Source organism: Bacteroides galacturonicus, assembly GCF_003096855.1.
GTDB lineage: Bacteria > Bacillota > Clostridia > Lachnospirales > Lachnospiraceae > Lachnospira > Lachnospira rogosae.
Map to the genome: position 1 here is coordinate 87,199 of NZ_QEOA01000005.1, position 19,430 is coordinate 106,628.

At 36.9% G+C, this 19,430-nt stretch carries 15 protein-coding genes and 1 pseudogene; 1 reads left to right on the forward strand and 15 read right to left on the reverse strand.

Annotated features, from left to right (window positions below; all coding sequences use genetic code 11):
- Positions 1–80: 80 nt before the first annotated feature.
- The 13 genes and pseudogenes from fabF to C7390_RS07330 form a co-directional block, all read right to left on the reverse strand.
- Positions 81–1,313: a beta-ketoacyl-ACP synthase II gene (fabF, locus tag C7390_RS07270; protein ID WP_022204250.1), complete on the reverse strand. Its 1,233-nt coding sequence runs from the start codon at positions 1,311–1,313 to the stop codon at positions 81–83.
- The gene (fabG, locus tag C7390_RS07275) at positions 1,313–2,071 is read right to left on the reverse strand and encodes a 3-oxoacyl-[acyl-carrier-protein] reductase (RefSeq protein ID WP_055176620.1); all 759 of its coding nucleotides are present in this window, start codon (positions 2,069–2,071) and stop codon (positions 1,313–1,315) included. The genes fabF and fabG overlap by 1 nt, the downstream gene beginning before the upstream one ends.
- 75 nt (positions 2,072–2,146) lie before the next feature.
- Complete coding sequence (gene fabD, locus C7390_RS07280) at positions 2,147–3,088, reverse strand: ACP S-malonyltransferase (RefSeq protein WP_022204248.1); 942 nt, start codon at positions 3,086–3,088, stop codon at positions 2,147–2,149.
- A gap of 31 nt (positions 3,089–3,119) precedes the next feature.
- On the reverse strand, positions 3,120–4,058 hold the full coding sequence (fabK, locus tag C7390_RS07285; RefSeq protein WP_022502249.1) for an enoyl-[acyl-carrier-protein] reductase FabK: 939 nt from the start codon (positions 4,056–4,058) through the stop codon (positions 3,120–3,122).
- A gap of 28 nt (positions 4,059–4,086) precedes the next feature.
- Complete coding sequence (gene acpP / locus C7390_RS07290; RefSeq protein ID WP_022204246.1) at positions 4,087–4,314, reverse strand: acyl carrier protein; 228 nt, start codon at positions 4,312–4,314, stop codon at positions 4,087–4,089.
- Between the two features lie 197 nt (positions 4,315–4,511).
- Positions 4,512–5,504, reverse strand: coding sequence for a beta-ketoacyl-ACP synthase III (locus C7390_RS07295; RefSeq protein ID WP_022204245.1), 993 nt, complete (start codon positions 5,502–5,504; stop codon positions 4,512–4,514).
- A 164-nt stretch (positions 5,505–5,668) separates the two neighbouring features.
- The gene (locus C7390_RS07300; protein WP_172677790.1) at positions 5,669–6,436 is read right to left on the reverse strand and encodes a DNA alkylation repair protein; all 768 of its coding nucleotides are present in this window, start codon (positions 6,434–6,436) and stop codon (positions 5,669–5,671) included.
- A gap of 32 nt (positions 6,437–6,468) precedes the next feature.
- Positions 6,469–7,689 carry a serine hydroxymethyltransferase gene (glyA, locus tag C7390_RS07305; RefSeq protein ID WP_456362883.1) on the reverse strand — a complete coding sequence of 407 codons (1,221 nt, stop codon included), beginning with the start codon at positions 7,687–7,689 and terminating at the stop codon, positions 6,469–6,471.
- Between the two features lie 152 nt (positions 7,690–7,841).
- Positions 7,842–8,831 carry an alpha/beta hydrolase gene (locus C7390_RS07310; protein ID WP_022502250.1) on the reverse strand — a complete coding sequence of 330 codons (990 nt, stop codon included), beginning with the start codon at positions 8,829–8,831 and terminating at the stop codon, positions 7,842–7,844.
- A gap of 435 nt (positions 8,832–9,266) precedes the next feature.
- Positions 9,267–10,739 carry a methyl-accepting chemotaxis protein gene (locus tag C7390_RS07315; protein ID WP_116443866.1) on the reverse strand — a complete coding sequence of 491 codons (1,473 nt, stop codon included), beginning with the start codon at positions 10,737–10,739 and terminating at the stop codon, positions 9,267–9,269.
- A 205-nt stretch (positions 10,740–10,944) separates the two neighbouring features.
- Positions 10,945–12,738 carry an aspartate--tRNA ligase gene (gene aspS / locus C7390_RS07320; RefSeq protein WP_055176069.1) on the reverse strand — a complete coding sequence of 598 codons (1,794 nt, stop codon included), beginning with the start codon at positions 12,736–12,738 and terminating at the stop codon, positions 10,945–10,947.
- A 73-nt stretch (positions 12,739–12,811) separates the two neighbouring features.
- Positions 12,812–13,444, reverse strand: a complete 633-nt coding sequence (locus C7390_RS07325) for an HD-GYP domain-containing protein (protein WP_055176072.1) — start codon at positions 13,442–13,444, stop codon at positions 12,812–12,814.
- A gap of 128 nt (positions 13,445–13,572) precedes the next feature.
- Positions 13,573–14,919, reverse strand: a pseudogene (locus tag C7390_RS07330) (DUF438 domain-containing protein); the annotation flags it as partial.
- 355 nt (positions 14,920–15,274) lie between these two features.
- Here C7390_RS07330 and C7390_RS07335 point away from each other — a divergent pair.
- Complete coding sequence (locus C7390_RS07335; protein WP_055176078.1) at positions 15,275–16,648, forward strand: FAD-dependent protein; 1,374 nt, start codon at positions 15,275–15,277, stop codon at positions 16,646–16,648.
- A 288-nt stretch (positions 16,649–16,936) separates the two neighbouring features.
- Here the strand turns inward: C7390_RS07335 and C7390_RS07340 are convergent, their stop codons facing one another.
- Positions 16,937–17,863: a NifB/NifX family molybdenum-iron cluster-binding protein gene (locus C7390_RS07340; RefSeq protein ID WP_116443867.1), complete on the reverse strand. Its 927-nt coding sequence runs from the start codon at positions 17,861–17,863 to the stop codon at positions 16,937–16,939.
- 151 nt (positions 17,864–18,014) lie between these two features.
- Positions 18,015–19,430 (reverse strand): coproporphyrinogen dehydrogenase HemZ, encoded by a 1,416-nt coding sequence (hemZ, locus tag C7390_RS07345; RefSeq protein WP_116443868.1) that lies wholly within the window; start codon positions 19,428–19,430, stop codon positions 18,015–18,017.

Consider the following 19,430-nt stretch of genomic DNA (forward strand, 5'->3'; position numbering starts at 1 on the left):
CTTCATGACCTTTTATTCATATTCTGGTATTCCATATATCTCACCAGCAATCTACTTATGTACTTTAAGCGTTCATCATATTATGAATACTTTCTTACTATAAGAGTTGCATTATGTCCACCAAAACCAAGAGAATTCGTCATGACTACATCAACGTCCTTTTCGATTCCTTCATCCTTGACATAATTAAGATCCATTTCTTCCTCTGTTTCTGATAGTCCTACATTTGGATGTATATAACCATCCTGGATTGACTTGACACAGGCTATGAACTCAACTGCGCCCGCTGCACCAAGCAGATGTCCAACCATGGATTTTGTTGAACTTACAGGCACATTGTAAGCTGCATCCTTAAGTGCCAGCTTGATCGCCCTTGTCTCAAAAAGATCATTATGATGGGTACTTGTTCCATGTGCATTTATATAATCGATATCATCTGGTTTTACTTCTGCTTCCTTCATGGCACTTGTCATAGCATATGCAGCTCCACTTCCATCCTCCATAGGTGATGTTATATGGTATGCATCAGAAGAACAGCCATAGCCTGTGATCTCTGCATATATATGCGCTCCTCTCTTTAAAGCATGCTCCAGTTCTTCAAGTACAACCACACCTGCTCCTTCACCCATGACAAAGCCATTTCTTTCTTTGTCAAATGGGATAGAGGCTCTCTTAGGGTCTGTAGATGTTGAAAGTGCTGTAAGCGCAGCAAAACCACCGATTCCAATAGGAGATATAGAACTTTCAGTTCCACCTGCAAACATAACATCTGCTTCTCCATGCTGTATGCTTCTATAGCCTTCACCTATAGAGTTAGTTCCAGTAGCACATGCTGTAACAACATTTATATTCTTACCCTTTAAACCTAGCTGTATTGATACATTGCCAGCTGCCATGTTAGTTATCATAAGAGGTACAAGAAGCGGATTAATCCTAGATGGACCCTTTTCAAGAAGCTTCTTGTGATTGCTTTCCATAGCTTCAAGGCTTCCAACACCAGAGCCTACTGATACACCAACACGGAAAGCATCCTCTTTAGCCATATCAAGCCCCGAATCCTTCATAGCCTCATGCGCGGCCGCAACAGCATACTGGCTGAACTTTTCCATCCTTTTAGCTGCCTTGAAATCCATATAATTCTTAGCATCAAAATCCTTTACCTCTGCTGCAAGCTTAACCTTATAATCTGTTGTATCAAATCTTGTTATATTATCTATTCCAACTGTATTCTCTTTAACAGAATTCCAGAATTCATCCACACTTAAACCTATAGGTGTTATTGCACCCATACCTGTAACAACTACTCTTCTCATCAGATATTCATACCTCCATCTACTGATATCACCTGTCCTGTTATGTATGCTGCTTCATCTGATGCCAGAAATGCTACAGCATTGCTTATATCATCCACGCTTCCCATTCTTGAAAGAGGAATCATATCAAGTACTGACTTCTTCTGTTCATCAGATAAAACCTTTGTCATATCTGTATCAATATATCCAGGTGCAACTGCATTAACAGTTATTCCTCGCGATGCAAGCTCCTTTGCCGCAGATTTGGTAATACCTATCACACCTGCTTTAGAAGCACTGTAATTAACCTGTCCTGCATTACCAGCTATGCCTACAACTGATGACATATTGATTATTCTTCCGCTTCTTTGCTTTAACATGTATCTGCTTACGTGTCTTATGCAGTTAAATGTTCCCTTAAGATTAACATCTATAACTCTGTCAAAATCTTCCTCTTTCATTCTCATGATAAGACCATCTTTTGTTATACCTGCATTATTTATAAGAATGTCTATTCTCTTATATTTATCCATTATATATGTAATCATTTTTTCAGTTTCTTCATACGAATCAACCTGACACTTGTATTTTTCTGCCTTTCCGTTGGCAGCCAGAATATTTTCAACTGTTCTATCTGCTGCCTCATCATTACCACTGTAATTAACAATAACCACAGCCCCCTCTTTGGCAAAACGGGCAGCTATAGCAGCTCCTATTCCTCTGCTAGCTCCGGTTACAAGCACTATCTTGTTTTCATATCTTTTTATACAATTATCCATACACATAACACACTGCCTTTCATCGATACAATATTGCTAAAGCCTTACCAATATCTTGTCTGCATTTATTGCCTGTTATTTTATAACTACTTCCTTTTCCATGCTCTTAGCTATCTTTTTAACAAAGCCAGATAAAGTCTTTCCTGGTCCCACCTCAACAAATGTATCATAACCATCGGCTATCATTTTTCTGACTGACTGTTCAAAACGTACTGAACTATATACCTGCTTTGAAAGAAGTTCTTTTATATATCCACTGGATGTATTCTCATCCACATACTCAGCTGTACAGTTTGCCACATAAGGATACTTCACTTTATCAAAAGTAACTTTTTCAAGATCCTTCATAAGCTTATCACCTGCGCCCTTAAGAAGCTTTGAATGAAACGGTCCACTTACATTAAGAAGGAGTGTTCTTCTTGCTCCTGCTTCCTTAAGCACTTCCATAGCCTCCTGTACACATTCCTTTTTACCTGATATTACTATCTGGCCAGGGCAGTTGTAATTAGCTGCGGAAACTGTATCAGGATACATATCATTATCAGACTCTGTGTTCCCACTTTTATCCTTGTTATATTTAGCAAGTACACTGTCAACCTCATCTGATGTAAGCCCGATAACTGCAGCCATGGCGCCTATACCAGCCGGAACCTCCTGTTCCATATATATTCCACGGTTTCTTACAAGTCTTACACCATCTTCATAAGATAGCGCACCACTTGCAGTAAGTGCACTATATTCACCTAATGAAAGTCCAATAGCTGCATCATACGTAAGGCCCTGCTCAACCATATCAGCAAGCTGGGCGATTTCTGTTACATATAACGCAATCTGTGTATACTCGGTTTTATCAAGAAGATCATTTTCTTCAAATATTAAATGCTCCATATTGATACCTGTCAGTTCACCAGCCTTCTTAAAGCACTTTACTGATGAAGTGCAGCTATTATAGCTTTCTCTTCCCATTCCAGTACGCTGGCTTCCCTGTCCTGGAAACATTACAACTGTTTTTCCCATACCTTTTAAATCCTCATTTCCATACACTGTTTTATGCCAGCTTATTATGTGAATTATATACCTCAGAGACTTCCTTCATAAGCTCCTTAATAATCTCTTCACATGTCTGTTCCTTATTGACAAGACCTGCTATCTGACCTGCCATTACAGTTCCCTGCTTGACATCACCATCCACAACAGCCTTTCTTAGTGTTCCAAGAGTAAGTCTTTCAAGCTTTTCAAACTCAACGCCTTCTTTTTCCATATCAAGATACTCTCTTGTCATGCTGTTTCTAAGTGACCTTACTGGATGACCTGTACTTCTGCCAGTTACTACTGAATCTATATCCTTGGCAGCTATAACTCTGTCCTTATAATTCTGATGGACATTTGACTCCTTAGCCACAACGAATCTTGTTCCCATCTGTACAGCCTCTGCACCAAGCATAAATGCCGCACATACACCTCTGCCATCACCTATTCCGCCAGCTGCTATAACAGGAATATTAACTGCATCAACAACCTGTGGTACAAGTGTCATGGTCGTTTCCTCGCCGATATGTCCACCTGATTCCATGCCCTCTGCTACAACTGCATCTGCTCCGGCACGTTCCATCATTCTTGCAAGTGCAACTGATGCCACAACAGGAATAACCCTTATTCCAGCTTCCTTCCAGGCCTTCATATATTTGCTTGGATTGCCTGCACCTGTTGTTACTGCTTCTATATGCTCATCAATAACAAGCTGTGCTATCTCATCTGCATAATCACTTAAAAGCATAATATTAACACCAACTGGCTTATCTGTTATCTTTCTTGCAATATGTATCTGTTCTTTAACCCATTCTGCCGGCGCATTAGCTGCTCCAATAAATCCCATTCCACCGGCTTTGCTGACGTGGGCTGCCAGATTAGCATCTGCAACCCATGCCATACCGCCCTGTATAACAGGATATTCTATATTAAGAAGCTCTGTTACACGAGTTTTCATAACTTATCTTCCTTCCTGACATTTATAACTATTTCTGGTTAGCCTCGATATAATCAACAACATCCTGTACTGTAAGAATCTTTTCAAGCTCCTCAGATGGAATAGTTACTGAACACTCATCCTCAAGTGACATAACAAGTTCAAAAAGATCAAGTGAATCTGCCTTAAGATCTTCCTTGAAATTAGACTCAGGCTTAATAACTGCCTCATCTATACCTAACTGTGCTGCAACTAATTCTCTTACTTTTTCAAACATAATGTTAAATCTCCTTAATTCTTATTATTTTTTATTATATGTTGTCGGGGTCAAAAGCCCACAACTTTGATATCTATGGCAAAGCTTTTGCCATAAACATCTTATATATGTTAAAATGCCGCTTATCCGGCTGCCTGATATCTTTTAGTAAGCAGTCTGCAAATATCTATATAATAAGCTTAGCATCTTTAACCGTGCTACCATACAAGCAGAATACTTCCCCAGCTTAATCCTGCACCAAAACCGGCAAGTACAAGCTTCTCTCCCTGTTTTAAGCTTCCATTCCTGTTTAACTCATCAAGCAGAATAGGAATGCTTGCTGATGATGTATTTCCATATTCATTCAGATTGACTGGAAACTTATCTTTATCAGCCTTAAGTCTTTTAGCTACACTCTCTATAATACGTACATTAGCCTGATGCAATATGAACTTATCAACTTCATTAATATCCATATTATTATTATGTAAAAGTGTTTCTATAGCTGTAGGAACACTCTTTACGGCGAATTTAAACACTTCCTGTCCATCCATATGTATAAATATATCTGTGCTGCATGAATCAGAAAATCTTCTGCCACCTGTTAAAACAGATGCACCTGTTCCATCATTGTAGATATTGCTGTCAATAATTCCTCTTTCATGACCAACTAAGGCACCTGTAACATCTTCTGTGTTGTTATCAACTGCTTTAAGAACCACTGCACCAGCACCATCTCCAAAAAGCACACACACACTTCTGTCTTTCCAGTTAACTATTTCTGACATTTTTTCTGAACCAATAACAAGTGCATATTTATACGAACCTGCCTTTAACATTGAAGCTGCAATATCCAGGGCTGTAATAAAACCTGAACATGCTGCACTTACATCAAAACACATAGCATTTACTGCTTTAAGCTTTGCCTGTACAAGTGATGCCTGATTAGGAAAAGCATAATCAGGAGTTGACGTTGCAACTATAATCAGACCAATCTTAGAAGCTTCAATACGTGCATCCTCTACTGCATTTCTTGCAGCGTTATATGCCATATCAGCATTATCCATATCTTTTGCTATATGTCTGTTACATATACCAGTTCTTGTCCTTATCCACTCATCACTCGTATCTACCATTTCTGACAGATTATCGTTAGTCAATATATCTGGTGGAACATAGCTTCCTGTTCCTATGATTCTTGTTCTTATCATACTTTTTTGTCCTTATTTATTTGACTTACTAACAATTTGATTATCTTACTTTGATTTTCAAACATTATTTTTATACTACAAAACTTATGTGTTTGTCAAGGTTATTTTGATATTCAAATTATTAAAATATACTAAAGCAATAAAAAAAGACCTGAAACAGATTATTACATCTGCTTCAGATCCTTTTTAACTTTTAGTTTAACTTCTTTATCCGGCGTGAGCGATTCACATATCTTTCGTACCGCCTTCTGATATGACAACTTATCTAACTTTAAGCAGTCGGTATCTGTAAGATATTCCCACGTTCTTTTTGGAAATGTAACAAAACATTCCGCAAGAAGCCAGCCTGCTGCCATCTGTGTATAATATCCATAGGCCGAAAAATCCCTGTTTACAAGTGAAAATATATCATCAAGATATAAACCATTAGCACAATTTATTTCATCTGTGCTTTCTATATCTTTAATAGTAACCTTTTTCATTCTCGGTCTTTTCATGCCATGCATATCAACCTTTAAATAGTGGTCTAACAGCATTATAAGCCCTACTCTTGCCCTGTATTCATCAAACGATTCTATACATTCCTTTATGTATGGCAGAAACTCGTCCCGAAACATATCCATAACCCTGAATTCTACACAGAAGCTGTCGTTTACAGCCCAGTTGTTCACAAGAGGAACGAATGTGTTGAAGTCTTTTAAAGCCTTCTTAAAGTCTTTCTCCTTCGCTGTTCCCATTCCTATTATGTAGCTTCTAAGCAGTGTTTCTTCCTGATAAATATCCGGTTCACTAAGCAGCTGCCGGAAATCCTTATTCTCCTTTATCAGCTGTTTTGCATATTGCTTTAATACCGGTTGTCTTATTCCTATTATATTATCGCAGCCAGGAATAAGTGAGGATGTAAATGCTGCATATTCTCCTTTATCAGTCATCCCCAGAAGTTCATTTCTTATATATTCCAGCATTATTCATAAAGAGGATACTTGTCTGTAAGTTCCTTAACCATAGCCATAGCCTTAGCCTGATTAGCATCAACGTCATCTACAAGTAATGCAATAGCTTCTGCTACTACATCCATATCTTCTGTATTGAAGCCTCTGGTTGTAACTGCGGCTGTACCAAGTCTGATACCACTTGTTACGAAAGGTGAAGCTGGATCGTTAGGAATAGTATTCTTGTTACAAGTAATGTTAGCTGCATCAAGAAGCTTTTCTACTTCCTTACCAGTCTTATTCTTGCTTAAAAGATTAACAAGCATAAGGTGATTATCTGTACCACCAGATACGATATCAAATCCTCTGTTCATAAGACCTGAGCAAAGAGCCTGTGCATTGTCAACAATATTCTTAGCATAAGTCTTAAAGCTTGGGTCAAGGGCTTCCTTTAAGCATACTGCCTTACCAGCAATAACGTGCATAAGTGGACCACCCTGAATTCCTGGGAATACAGACTTGTTAAACTTGAACTTCTCAGCAGCTTCTGCTGATGAAAGAATCATACCACCTCTTGGTCCTCTTAATGTCTTATGTGTTGTAGTTGTAACTACATCAGCATAAGGAATTGGGCTTGGATGTTCTCCACCCGCTACAAGACCAGCGATATGAGCCATATCTACCATAAGATAAGCACCAACTTCGTCAGCTATCTCTCTGAACTTCTTGAAGTCGATGACTCTTGCATATGCAGATGCACCAGCAATAATCATCTTAGGCTTACATTCCTTAGCTATTCTTAATACTTCATCATAATCTATAAAACCTTCGGCTGTAACTCCATAAGGAACTATATTAAAATATTTACCAGAGATATTAACTGGTGAACCATGTGAAAGGTGTCCACCACAGTCAAGGCTCATACCCATAACAGTGTCACCTGGTTCTACCATAGCAAAGAATGCTGCTAAGTTAGCCTGTGCACCTGAATGTGGCTGAACATTGGCATATTCACAACCAAATAACTTCTTAGCTCTCTCAATTGCAAGTGTTTCAACAACATCTACATATTCGCAGCCACCATAATATCTCTTTCCAGGATATCCTTCTGCATACTTGTTAGTAAGAGGGCTTCCCATAGCTGCCATAACAGCTTTACTTACAAGGTTCTCAGAAGCTATTAATTCAATATGGCTTCTCTGTCTTGCTAATTCATCATCCATAGCTTTAGCTAATTCTGGATCATAGTTCAATACTTCATCAAATGAATACATATTACAACCTCCATTTTCTATAGTTGTAGTTATACAACCTGTATAGCTATTAATTTTATAGATTATTTAGCAATAAGTCAATGTATAATTATACATTTGTACAATAATTAAGTTATTTAATACAATCTTCATTAGAATATCCGCCTTAGAAAGTTATATAAGCCATTATTCCATACACCTGCCTCGTGTCCGCCGTGTCTGTAATAGAATATATGGTCAATTGAATGTTCTGTCATATATCTTGAATAATTCTCTGATGATACCCTGCAATATGGATCTTCATCACCTGTTACTATAAGTGTAAGAAGTGGTGCTTCCCCGCTTTCCTTAACAAGCTCAGGAAGAAGATATCCCCTGTTGCCATATAATGTTTCACCGCTTCCTGTATTAACAACTCCTCCAACAGGCTCAAATGCACCTACATACCCAAATATATCAGGGTGTGCAAAGCATAAATAAAGAGCTTCCCGTCCACCTAATGAATATCCCGCAATTCCTGTGTATTCCCTGCCTATCTTAGTTGAATAATGCGAATTAATATATGGAATAAGAGCATTAATCACATCATTTTCACAGGCATCATATCTTGCAGTTAAATCCGAAAATCCATAATCAGATTCCTGCTTTCCGTCAACATCCGTAAATACAGTAAAGCTTACTAATATCATATCGTTGCGGTTGTATTCATACACAATATTCTGTGCTGTTGGTCTTGCACCAAGAACCCTGTAATCTTCATATGTTCCACTCATTCCGTGAAGAAGATATACTACAGGATAGCTTTTACTCTTATCATATCCATATGGAAGATACACATTGGCATTTCTTGTAGCATTAGTAGTTGGAGAATAATATTCTATCTTCTCAATCTCACCATAATTGCCGCCAAGATGTTCTGAATTAAACGCTTCTGGTTCTTCATAATTAGTATCATTCTTATCATAAGAGAACAACATTACCGGATAATCGTGATTAATTCCAGCTTCGTCTGTTGTACTATTATTTTCATTAACACTGTCACCATTAGTATTTTGGTTGCCACAACTTGTTAACAACAGGCTTGCTGATAATGCAAATGCCATTATAAGTGCCTCTGTTTTTCTAATATTATTTCTTCTCATAATTAATCACCTCATATAATTATTAATTAAACCTGATTATTAACTCTACATTTTGATAATAGCATTTAGAGTTAACTTCAAGTCAAGCATAAAATATTCCTATATAAATAAAATATATGAAGCACCTTCTCACACTAAGCACTGTCGCTTGCGACAACCTACATCTTCGTGCAAGTGTGCATCATCGGCACATAGCACCTTTTATGTATAGGAAATTCTATCGAAATTCCCTATTACATAAAAAAACAACAGCTGTCTTTTATAAATAATGCAGACATAAAATGTCATTTGCACTCCTTATAATAAACATACTGTTGTCTTATAAATATTAATAACCCTGCAAAACCATCCTGATTATATTATTAATTACAACTTATAATAATCAACTGCTAGTCTTGCAATACATTGTAATCTGCTTAATCTCTTACAATCCATTTAGTTATCTACTGAACTCTTTAAATCCTCTGCAAGAAGATATATGTTATGTAATATATTCTTACAGTTCTTCATACTTTCAACTGTTGTGTCAGATACTTTTAGGCCTTCAGTTGAAGCAGCTGCTACCTCTTCTCCTGTTGCTGATAAATGTGAAATATTATCAGAAATAACAGAAGTTGAATCCAGTATCTTGTTAATGCTCTGCTCTGCAGAATGTATATTGTTCATAAGATTATCAACTGTTTTTCCTACGTCCTCAAAAGTCACTCTTGTATTATCAATAAGTTCATTCTGCTTATTAACTGACTCAACTGACGCTTTTATGCTCTCATTAGCTTTCTTCGTATCTTCATAAAGATTATTGATTATATCTGTTATGCTTGAAGATGCATTCTTAGTCTGTTCTGAGAGCTGTCTTATCTCTTCGGCTACTACTGCGAAACCCTTTCCGGCTTCTCCTGCTCTTGCTGCTTCTATTGAAGCATTTAATGCAAGAAGGTTAGTCTGGCTTGAAATCTCTACGATAGAACCAATAAATCCCTGTACATCATCAACCTTTTCTGTAAGACTGTTAATCACATCTACGATTATATTGCTTGCATCATGTACATTCTGTGCCTGTTCCTTAAGTTCAACTACTATAGCCTTACTATCATTAACAGTCTCATCTGTTCTGTGTGAGGCCTCAACCATCTCGCTTATCTCTTTTTCAGCAATATCAGTGTTTTCTTGAATCTCTGCACACATAGTGGCCTGTCTTTGTATGGCTTCTGCTGTGCTTTCTGTGCTTTCTGCTATATCTTTCATTGAATTGTGGTTTATATCTATGCTCTTTTCTAACTCATCAAGCATATCCATAGCCTGTCCGAAATGTCTGGTTATATTATCAGCTACAACAACCATCTTCTCGTTATTCTCTTTCTGTATAACTGCTGCTGCCTCTATCTTATTCATATTCTCTGCAAAAAACTGCTTAAGCAGCTTTGTTACACTAAGAGATATACATGTAACAATAACCAATACTAATATAGCAAGAACCCTGCTTGCCATAGCCACTCCATTATACATATTATAATCCATAATAAGTCTTATGACATTACCAGCTATCGCAACGCCATCAGCCCACAATATTAGTTTTTCATTAAGATATACCATCGAAGCCATAATCAAAGGAAGTACATATGTCCATACACCATCAGTTGAATTAAGCAGTATAAGAACAACATATCCAAATGCCATTGATACCGCAATCGTTAATTCACACACTCTGGTCTTCTTCCTTAAAATATAAGCAGCTACTGATACAATAATTACAGCAAGTGCCACAACAAACTGTATTAAAATCTTTCCTTTGTTATGTCCGTCACCCACTCCTAATGCTGCCATCAGGGTCAGCGCAATATAACCAAATACTATGAGAACTGTAAATAAAACAGTCCTGTTTGCCCTTATATACTGATTCTCTGTCATAATTTTTCTCCAGTCTTTTGTTATAGTTTTGCAAAGATTTATAAAAAAAGTATATACCCATGATTATTCAAATGCAATATTTTTGCTAAAAAAAAGCTGATAAAGCCATTATTTTCATCCAGATTTCACAAAGTATTGTCTAAAAATATAGTTAAAAAAAGCATTTGAAAATATCCATTAAATACTTTCAAATGCTCTTAAAATATTATTCCTGTTCTGACTCTGTAATTCTGATAGATAAGTCTTCAAGCTGTTTTGCATCTACTACATCTGGTGCATTAGTAAGAAGGCAGGAAGCATCCTTTACCTTAGGAAATGCAATAACATCTCTTATTGAATCTCTCTTAGCCATAAGCATAACAAGTCTGTCAAGACCATATGCAAGACCAGCGTGTGGTGGTACTCCGTACTTGAACGCATCAAGTAAGAAACCAAACTTCTCATTAGCAACTTCATCTGTAAGACCAAGTGCCTTAAACATTCTTGACTGTACATCAGCCTGATGGATTCTTACTGAACCACCACCTATCTCTGTACCGTTAAGTACAATATCATAAGCCTTGGCACGTACTGAACCTGGGTCTGACTCAAGCTTATCAAGATCCTCATCCATAGGCATAGTAAATGGATGATGCATAGCTACGAATCTCTCTTCTTCATCTGACCACTCAAACTGTGGGAATTCTGTTACCCAGAGGAACTTATAATCATTCTTATCAAGAAGTCCCATCTGTCCAGCAAGTTCAACTCTTAATGCTCCAAGTACATTCCATACAATCTTATTGCGGTCAGCAGCAAATAAAAGAAGGTCACCCGGCTTACCTTCCATAGCCTCAACAAGTGCGTTCATCTCATCCTCAGTCATAAACTTAGAGAATGAAGACTTAAGTGAACCATCTTCGTGAATAGCTATATAAGCAAGACCCTTTGCACCATATCCCTTTGCAAAGTCGACAAGTGCATCAATCTTCTTACGAGGCATACTTCCCTGTCCATTGGCATTAATACCTCTTACAGTTCCACCATTCTCGATAGCCCCTGTAAATACGCCGAAACCACAGTTCTTTACTATGTCTGTAACATTCTTAAGTTCCATACCAAATCTTAAATCTGGCTTATCAGAACCAAATCTATCCATAGCTTCCTGCCATGTCATACGCTGGATTGGAAGCTGTACATCAATATCTAATACCTCTTTGAAAAGATATGCTAAAAGTCTTTCATTAACATCAATTACATCATCAACGTCAACAAATGACAATTCCATATCTATCTGAGTGAATTCCGGCTGTCTGTCAGCTCTTAAATCTTCATCTCTGAAACATCTTGCAATCTGCATATATCTGTCATATCCAGAGCACATAAGCATCTGCTTAAAGAGCTGTGGTGACTGTGGAAGTGCATAGAATTTTCCTGGATGAACCCTGCTTGGCACAAGATAATCTCTTGCTCCTTCCGGAGTTGACTTAGTAAGCATAGGTGTCTCTATTTCAAGGAAACCTTCATTAGCAAGAAATGCTCTTGTAAGAGTGGCAACCTTGCTTCTCATAATGATATTAGACTGAATATCAGGACGTCTAAGATCAAGGCATCTATATTTAAGTCTTATATCTTCTTTAGTATTAATATTATCCTCAATTGGAAATGGAGGTGTCTCTGACTCAGAAAGTATTCTTAATGATTCAGCCGCAATCTCAATATCACCGGTCTTAAGATTGTCATTAACTGCTCCACTTCTCTTAATAACCTTACCTACTACAGCTATTACGAATTCATTTCTTAATGTATATGCCTTGTCAAATCCTTCTTTGCCGATAATATTCTCATCAAAAAGAATCTGTAAAAGACCGCTTCTGTCTCTTAAATCCACAAATATAAGTGAACCAAGATTACGTCTTTTAGCAACCCAGCCCATAACTGTAACTGTACTGCCAATATCTGCACTTGAAACTTCTGTGCATCTGTGTGTTCTCTTTAAGCCAACCATTGACTCTGCCATAGTTAATTACCTCATTCTTCTTAGCTGTATTAACAGCCTGTTTTATTTGCCCTAAGGCATAATTAGGTTACTCCTAATCCTGACTGATTTTTAGTATATCACTTATATCCAAATCATCAATATCTAATCTGCTATTATTAATCAATTCTATAGTCGAATCTTCGTGAATAAGCCTCTGGAATAAAAGGAATACTCTGATATCCATATTCTTAATCTCATCTATCATAATTGTAACAGCAGTGTCTATATCAAATGCTTTCCTATATGGTCTGTCTGATATAAGTGCCGCAAATTCATCTGCAACCTTTAATATTCTTGCTCCTAATGGTATCTGCTCACCAACAAGCCCATTAGGATATCCGCTTCCATCAAAACATTCATGATGTGAAAGAACGACATCCATTATATTATCTGAATAATCGTATTTTTTCAATAGATCATGGCTTATCTTTGAGTGCATACTCATATACTGCTTCTCATCTTCCGGAAGTGCCTCATCGGTTCTTCCATACAGATATTCTGAAAGCTTTAACTTTCCAACATCGTGAACCATCGCAGCAATCTTTAATTCGTATGCCTCATCTTTAGACAAACCACACATCTGTGCAAGCTCATATGTCAGATTGGCAACAAGCACTCCGTGCTTAATTCCACTTTTAAAATCATTAATCATATAATCAATGAGTTCATTATTGTTATTCTTCATAATTCTACCATATCAATATACTTAATGCTGAATCAATTCCATTCAGACAATATTATATTATATTTTTATGTGAAAGAAATGTCAATGTCCTTATCGGCTATATTTAAAGAGAAACCTTGTATACACGTTTATTTAAGCTTTGCAAAATGTTCTTTAGCAAATTCCATATCCTGAACCGCCTCAAGAGTTCCAACATAATTTCCCTGCTTGTCCCTTACCGCAATATATTTAACAAGCATAGTCCTTCCTTGTTTATCCATCCAGACAGATACTTCATCAAGTGTTCCTATCCTGAATTCTTCTATAATTCTTCTGACCTTTGCCTCAATCTTTGGTGGGTGGCACGAGAATACCTCCCTGTCAATTGCCATAACAGGTCTTTTAAATACCTTTGACCCTTCATTAAAATATCTGTTGATATTATCTTCATCAACAAATGTTATCTCCATTGGTATTGCATTAAGCAGTGCCTCAAGCTGCGAAAGTGTCATATGTCCGCCTGCCATATATAACTCATTCTGAACATCTTCTTTCTTATCAGATTGTTCTGACACTTCAGGTTTATACACATTTTCTACTTCTTCTGCTTTCTCCCATCTGTCTGATACTGTATCAAGGCACACGGCATAATCTTTGGAATCGTGATATATTCCAATCCACTCAGCTTCCGTAAAATTAGCGGCACAGTTAGGATACAATATATTATCTTCCTTATATATCATCTCCTCTGCCCTCTTTATAACATTTTCTATTCTTTCAATTAATTTACCGTCCAGACTTTTACCATTATTGTTATCCGCACTGTTATTATTGTCTGCTTTGCTACTGTTATTACCGTCCATGTAATTTAACTGCTTTGCTATGTCTGACAGCTCATCTCTTATCTCATCATCAACTGTCCACATAACCGCCGAAGGTCCGCTGATTTTATATCGTACATTAAGCACCGGATATAACAAATCCCCTTTCTTGGCATAATGAATAGATAACTCCCTGAGCTTATATATCTTCTCTTTCAGTGCCTTTATATCAATATGTCCGCTTGTAATATTTTCTTTAATATCATCAATAACCTGCTGGATTGCCTTATTTTCTTTCACAAAAGTATTTAATGGGTGGCCGCTTATCATAGCCAGTTTATTAAAAATGCTTTCTCTGTCTTTACGCATATCTGCAATGGCACTCTTAGTCATACCTTTCATTGTGTCATCATAGTACTTTTTCATCTCTGATATTTCATTTTCCGCCTTGGCTATTCTTTCTTCCTTAGTCGCACCGTGAAATAATGCTGAGTGAACATCACACAGCTTTGAAACCTCTGATATAGGTGTTCCCTCTGCTATCAACGCCTGCTCCGCTTCCATAATCTCTATTGGATTGACATCATTGAATTCCTTAACAAAATCTTTCTTAACATTCTCAAGACTTTCACCATCACCAAGTCTTTTAAGATAGCCTTTAATCTGTTCTGTCCTGTTCATATAATTCCTCCATTATTTTTATTATATTTTTCAATCTATCTGCTGGTAATTTATCAGCTTTATATATAAGCTGGCTGTTATGCTTATATGTGCATCATATTATAATCTGCTTTATTATCTTGTAAGCTTACAGTCACTCTTACCTGTATATCTTGTAAGACCACAATTACACTTATCTGTATGTGGATTATTAGTATGTCTGGATTGTAACATCTTCATTCCGCATTAATATGTTGTATTTACAACACTTTCAAGGTTAATATTCATATCTTAATTGTTTTGCTTGTTAATAATCCTGCTTTTATAATATAATACTTAGGACGATTAACGATTGTGGGGTGAATATTTTATGAAATATGATGTAATAATTATAGGTGCTGGTCCGGGCGGAATATTCTCTGCTTATGAGCTTATGAAGAAAGCTCCTGATTTAAAGGTTGCCGTATTTGAGGAAGGTAATACTTTAGAGAAGAGAAAATGTCCAATTGACGGAAAGAATATCAAATCCTGTATCAAATGCCCAACCTGTGCCATTATGAATGGCTTTGGCGGTGCCGGAGCATTTTCTGATGGCAAATACAACATTACTAATGACTTTGGTGGTACTCTTTACGAATATATCGGCAAGGAAGAAGCTATTGGCCTTATGAAATATGTTGATACCATCAATACTTCCCACGGCGGTGAGGATACGCATATGTACTCAACTGCCGGTACTAAATTCAAGACTTTATGTATGCAGAACAAATTAAAGCTTCTTGATGCTTCTGTAAGACATCTTGGAACTGATATTAATTATATTGTCCTTGAAAATATGTACAATGAAATGAAGGAGCATATTGATTTCTACTTTAATACTCCTGTTACTAATATTGAAATAATCGATAATAATTACCGCATATATTACAAAGATACCTATATGGACTGCAACAAATGTATTGTGTCAGTTGGAAGAAGCGGAAGCAAATGGATTGAAAAAGTCTGTCAGGACTTAGATATTCCAACCAAATCAAACCGTGTTGATATCGGCGTAAGAGTTGAGCTTCCTGCTGTTATATTTGCACATCTTACAGATGAATTATACGAAAGTAAGATTGTATACAGGACTGAAAAGTTTGAGGATTTAGTCCGCACCTTCTGTATGAATCCTAACGGTATCGTTGTTAATGAGAATACGAACGGCATTGTAACTGTTAATGGACACAGCTATGAAGGCAGTGATAAACAGACTGAAAATACTAACTTTGCCCTGCTTGTTGCAAAGCACTTTTCTGAACCTTTCAAGGACAGCAACGGATATGGTGAAAGTATTGCACGTCTTTCTAATATGCTTGGAGGCGGTGTAATTGTCCAAAGATTCGGTGACCTTATACGAGGCAGACGAAGCACAGATAAAAGAATTGAAGAAGGACTTGTAAGACCTACTCTTTCTGCTACTCCCGGCGATTTAAGCCTTGTTCTACCTAAGCGTATACTTGATGGAATAATAGAGATGATTTACGCTCTTGATAAGATTGCTCCGGGTACTGCCAATGACGACACTCTTTTATATGGTGTTGAGGTCAAATTCTACAATATGGAAGTTGAGATTGATAACAACCTTGAAACCAAGTACAAAGGTCTTTACATAATCGGTGACGGAAGCGGCGTTACACATTCATTATCACACGCTTCTGCAAGTGGTGTATATGTTGCAAGACGAATAATTGATGAGGAAGAATAATTCCATATTAAAATAATTCTCAATATTTAATATTAAGAATAGGTCAATATATTTTAATAAATAAGCTCTAAACATTTCACAAGTAAAGATTAGAACAATAAACCATTTATATATAATAATATTTGAAGCTGATAAAATCTCCCTGTAACTTATATCTTTCCTAAGCCTTTGCTTCCGGATATAAGTTACAGGGAGATTTATTCTTAATAATCTATCTAGTTCGATGATTAAAATCTACCATAATATCTATTAGTATCTATTTTATTAAGTTAATAATCTACTCAAGTCTTATTTAACTTCTACAAGCTCAATCTTAAAGTTAAGTTCTTTTCCTGCCATCTCGTGGTTAGCATCAAATGTTATGTCATTCTCTGTTAAGGCTGTTACCTTAGCTGGAAATGGCTGTCCATATACATTCTGAAGATATACCATATCATCAACCTTAAGTTCTTCTGAACCTGCAAGCTCGCTGATTGGAACTGTGATAATTGCATCTGGGTCTTTCTCTCCATAAGCTTCTTCTGGCATTAAATGTACATCTATTATATCTCCTACATTCATATCAGCTACAGCCTTATCAAAGCCAAGTATCATCATACCTGCACCACAGGTGAATTCAAGAGGTTCTCCTCTGTCATAAGATGAATCGAACTGTGTTCCATCGTTAAATGTTCCTTTATAGTGTACTCTGCACACCTTGCCCACATTAGCTCCATCAAATAAAGGTGCTCCTCCACCACAACCTGAACAACCGCCACAACCTGATGTTTCATTACTTCCACAGCTGCAGCCTCCTTCATCTGTGTCACTTCCACAACCACAGCCACAGCCGCAGCTTTCATTTTCTGTATCAGCTGTTCCACAGTTCTGTTCTTCTTCGTGTGAATGATGACTGCAATTAACACCCTCTGATATCAATTCTCCATTAAGGTATGCCTCTAGCGCTTCATCTGCATTTCCTGATACACCTGAATATACTTCTATGCCTGCTTCGCCTAATGCATTGGCAGCACCACCACCGATACCACCACATATAACAGCATTAATATCAAGACCTGCAAGAAGTCCTGCCATAGCTGAATGTCCAGAGCCTTCACTCTCTATAACTTCTTCTTTAACAATGTTCTGTCCATCTGTTTCATAAATCTTAAATTGTCTTGAATGTCCGAAATGCTCAAAAACATTTCCATTCTCGTAAGCAACTGCTATCTTCATATTATCCTCATTTCTATATTTTTTATAATAAGCGTATATCCTGATTTCAGGACACTATATTCCTTTAAATATAATTTAATTCTATCTATCCTAAGGAAATTATTACCAAATAATAATTCCTTTCAAATTGTTATTTCAATAACTACTATTTCTAGAAATTATTTTCCTCAAAGAATTTCTTCTTTCGATCAATCATTTCATCAATTCTTTGAATATAATTACGAACGTCTTTTACATTTTCTATTCTCTCAATTCTGACTGAATGATTATCATCTGCTTCATTATGAAATACTACCTTGCTGGAAGCTCCTGCACCACAGGCAATTATTGTCTGCTTTTCCTCCATAATAAGAATGTTATATATACATTCAAGTCCCTCAACTGAGTAACCGACATTCTCAAAATTACCTGCCATATTCTTCTGACGATACATATAATAAGGCTCCATTGACAGTCTTTTGGCTGTGTCCTCTGTCATTCTTATTATCTCATCTGTATTATTGGTAGATAACTGCTTATATTTATCTCTCCATATATTAAGTGCCGCCGCTCTCTTTATTGCAAGAGAATGTACTGTAAGGCTCTCAGGCTTCATCGCCTCAATCTCTGATAATGTATGAGCCACCTCATCAACATCTTCACCGACAAGTCCAAGAATAATATCCATATTAATATTATTAAAACCTTCTTCCCTTGCCATAGAATACACATTTTTAATCTGCTCTACAGTGTGCTTTCTTCCTATAAGGTCAAGTGTCTGCTGGTTCATCGTCTGCGGATTAATAGATATTCTTCCAACATTATGTGCCTTTAACACCTTTAACTTATCCCTTGTTATGCTGTCTGGACGTCCTGCTTCAACTGTAAATTCATGACAGCCGTCAATATCAAAAAGCTCCTTTAAAGCCGTTATGAGCCTGTCAAGCTGTGCCGCACCAAGTGTTGTTGGTGTTCCACCGCCAAAATACACTGTATCAAGTCTTCTGCCTTTCATCGCCCTTGCTACAAAGGTCATCTCCTTAATAAGTGCATCAAGGTAATCATCCACATAATTCTTATACGCATCAAGTGCATATGATGAAAATGAGCAGTACAAGCATATACTTGGACAAAATGGTATTCCAATATATAAACTGTAACCATTCTTATAATCTATCTTATTAAGAATGTCCATTTCTTTCTTTGCTACATTTATTGCAAGGCTGGCTTTCTTCTCACTTGCCTTATGCTTATCCATAAAATGCTTCTTTATAGTCTGCTCATCTTCGCCATCTTCAAGCATAACATATGCAATCTTGCTTGGGCGCACTCCTGTAAGATAACCCCAGGGCAGTGTCTTTCCTGTCATCTGGCTGAGCCTGTCATATAAATATGACTTGAATTTATCGTGCATTTCGCTCTTGTTAAGTCCTGTCATATCAGGTACTGTTATATCAATCACTTTATCAGCTTCTGTGGCAACTGTATCCTGCTTATATGCCTTTACCTCCATTCTTGGGTAAAATGAACGCACAAGAACTATTGCATCATCATAAAATGTATCGTTATCAATTTTAATATATATCAT

Bases quoted from the DNA above. Each gene is read 5' to 3' on its own strand.
- fabK (WP_022502249.1), bottom strand. From the start codon at position 4,058: ATGAAAACTCGTGTAACAGAGCTTCTTAATATAGAATATCCTGTTATA.
- C7390_RS07310 (WP_022502250.1), bottom strand. From the start codon at position 8,831: ATGAGAAGAAATAATATTAGAAAAACAGAGGCACTTATAATGGCATTT.
- C7390_RS07295 (WP_022204245.1), bottom strand. From the start codon at position 5,504: ATGATAAGAACAAGAATCATAGGAACAGGAAGCTATGTTCCACCAGAT.
- aspS (WP_055176069.1), bottom strand. From the start codon at position 12,738: ATGGCAGAGTCAATGGTTGGCTTAAAGAGAACACACAGATGCACAGAA.
- hemZ (WP_116443868.1), bottom strand. From the start codon at position 19,430: ATGATATATATTAAAATTGATAACGATACATTTTATGATGATGCAATA.
- fabG (WP_055176620.1), bottom strand. From the start codon at position 2,071: ATGGATAATTGTATAAAAAGATATGAAAACAAGATAGTGCTTGTAACC.
- fabD (WP_022204248.1), bottom strand. From the start codon at position 3,088: ATGGGAAAAACAGTTGTAATGTTTCCAGGACAGGGAAGCCAGCGTACT.
- C7390_RS07300 (WP_172677790.1), bottom strand. From the start codon at position 6,436: ATGACTGATAAAGGAGAATATGCAGCATTTACATCCTCACTTATTCCT.
- C7390_RS07325 (WP_055176072.1), bottom strand. From the start codon at position 13,444: ATGAAGAATAACAATAATGAACTCATTGATTATATGATTAATGATTTT.
- acpP (WP_022204246.1), bottom strand. From the start codon at position 4,314: ATGTTTGAAAAAGTAAGAGAATTAGTTGCAGCACAGTTAGGTATAGAT.
- C7390_RS07315 (WP_116443866.1), bottom strand. From the start codon at position 10,739: ATGACAGAGAATCAGTATATAAGGGCAAACAGGACTGTTTTATTTACA.
- C7390_RS07340 (WP_116443867.1), bottom strand. From the start codon at position 17,863: ATGAAGATAGCAGTTGCTTACGAGAATGGAAATGTTTTTGAGCATTTC.
- fabF (WP_022204250.1), bottom strand. From the start codon at position 1,313: ATGAGAAGAGTAGTTGTTACAGGTATGGGTGCAATAACACCTATAGGT.
- C7390_RS07335 (WP_055176078.1), top strand. From the start codon at position 15,275: ATGAAATATGATGTAATAATTATAGGTGCTGGTCCGGGCGGAATATTC.